Genomic DNA, 1,916 nt, shown 5'->3' on the forward strand with positions numbered 1-1,916 from the left:
CCACGACATCACCGTGCTGCCGTCGAAGGACCTGGCCGCCGGCGCCTGCATGGGTGACGGCATCCTCTTCGACATCAAGAACCCGGAGCGCCCCAGGGTCATCGACCGGGTCCAGGACAACGTCAACTTCGCCTTCTGGCACTCGGCGACCTTCAACCAGAAGGCGGACAAGGTCGTCTTCACCGACGAGCTGGGCGGCGGTGGCGCCGCCACCTGCAACGCCGAGGTGGGTCCCGACCGGGGCGCCGACGGCATCTACGACATCACCGGCAGGGGCGACCACCGCAAGCTGGTCTTCCGCAGCTACTACAAGATCCCCCGGCACCAGGCCGACACCGAGAACTGCGTCGCGCACAACGGCTCGCTGATCCCGGTCAAGGGCCGCGACATCATGGTCCAGGCCTGGTACCAGGGCGGCGTCTCCGTCTGGGACTTCACCAACTCCGCCAAGCCGAAGGAGATCGGCTACTTCGAGCGCGGCCCGATCTCGACCGAGACCCTGTCGGTGGGCGGCTCCTGGTCGGCGTACTACTACAACGGCTACATCTTCTCCAACGACATCGCCAAGGGCTTCGACGTGCTGAAGCTCGACGACCGCAGGACCGATCCGGCGAAGCGGGTACGGATGGACGGCCTCAACGTCCAGACCCAGCCAGACTACTTCGGCCGCTGAGGGACCGTGCTCTGATCCGTTCCGCCGGGCGGCTCGTCGCCCGGCGGAACGCCCAGTTCCCAGTCGAGGCCGTAGCGCCTGAACAGCTCGGCGCGCAGCGGCGCCAGCGGCATCGGCGCCCCCGGCATCAGCGCGGCGAAGACCGTACCCATCAACTGGGCGCGCAGCAGCGGATAGTCGCGGTCGGGGTCCGGCGACCCGTACCGCTCGACGGTGTCCCGCAGCAGCTCGGCGAGACGCTGCTGCTCGGGGCACTGGACGAACCCCTCGGCCTGCAGGATCCCCGCCATGTGTGTGCGCATCAGTACGGGGCTGTCCACCACGAGCCCGATGATCGAGTCGATCGCCCGCGCCATCAGCTCGGCGCCGTCCTCGGTGCGCGGCTCGCGGTCGAGTCCGGCCCGCAGCGTGCGGTGCATCAGCCGGTGCACGGCCGACTGCAGCAGCTGCCGCTTGCCGGGAAAGTAGTACGAGACGAGGCCGCGCGCCGATCCGGCGCGGTCGGCGATGTCGGCGAGCGTCGTCGCCTCGTAACCCCGCTCGGCGACAAGCTCGACCGTGGCCTGCAACAACCGCTCGCGGGAACGCCGACGGAGCTCCTCATTGACCGATGCGCTCCGCGGGGACATGCTTTACTCCTGCGTTGACTGGCTCTAAGTCAGTATACTCAGCGTGTCCTGCCACAGCCCCTTCCGGGCCTGGTCAGCAGGGCTGCCGTCTGTCTTGGGCGACGCGGGGGATCGTCCAAGACGGACGGCTTCCGGCTGCCCGGACGCGGAAAGCGCCCGGGCCGGGTCGGTTAGGGGAGCGGTCCGCGGCCCGCGAGGGTGAGCACCGGGCGCAGTCCGGCCGGCCGTTCCTCCACCGGCAGATGGTCGACGAAGTGCACCGAGCAGCCGATGTCGGCGGCTCCGCCGTCGGCCGCGCGGTCGTCGCCGACCATCAGCACGTCGTGCGGATCCTGCCCCAGCTCCTCGCAGGCCGCCCGGAACAGCCGGGCGTCCGGCTTCTGGACGCCGTGCTCGTACGAGAGGACGTACGCGTCCACGAGGCTGTCCAGACCGTGGGCGCGGAAGACCGGCCGCAGGTCCCAGCCGATGTTGCTGACCACGGCGACACCGAGCCCGCCGCGCCGCAGCGCGCCGAGCACCTCGGCCGCGTCGCCGTACGGACGCCAGGCGTCCGGGGTCATGTGCCGCTCGTAGAGGGCGTCGTACAGCGCGGGGTCGGGCAGCGGCACCTG

The 1,916-nt window shown here is 70.1% G+C and carries 2 protein-coding genes and 1 pseudogene; 1 reads left to right on the plus strand and 2 read right to left on the minus strand.

Going from position 1 to position 1,916, the window contains the following annotated elements; all coding sequences use genetic code 11:
- Positions 1–673 (plus strand): annotated as a pseudogene (locus HY68_RS30970) (hypothetical protein); the annotation flags it as partial.
- Here the strand turns inward: HY68_RS30970 and HY68_RS30975 are convergent.
- Positions 658–1,302 carry a TetR/AcrR family transcriptional regulator gene (locus tag HY68_RS30975; RefSeq protein WP_041998063.1) on the minus strand — a complete coding sequence of 215 codons (645 nt, stop codon included), beginning with the start codon at positions 1,300–1,302 and terminating at the stop codon, positions 658–660. The pseudogene HY68_RS30970 and the gene HY68_RS30975 overlap by 16 nt on opposite strands.
- 170 nt (positions 1,303–1,472) lie before the next feature.
- Positions 1,473–1,916 (minus strand): HAD-IA family hydrolase (locus tag HY68_RS30980; protein WP_041998065.1); only part of this gene is annotated, 444 nt, incomplete at its 5' end.

It is taken from the genome of Streptomyces sp. AcH 505, assembly GCF_000818175.1.
Taxonomy (GTDB): Bacteria; Actinomycetota; Actinomycetes; order Streptomycetales; family Streptomycetaceae; genus Streptomyces.

Bases quoted from the DNA above. Each gene is read 5' to 3' on its own strand.
- HY68_RS30975 (WP_041998063.1), bottom strand. From the start codon at position 1,302: ATGTCCCCGCGGAGCGCATCGGTCAATGAGGAGCTCCGTCGGCGTTCC.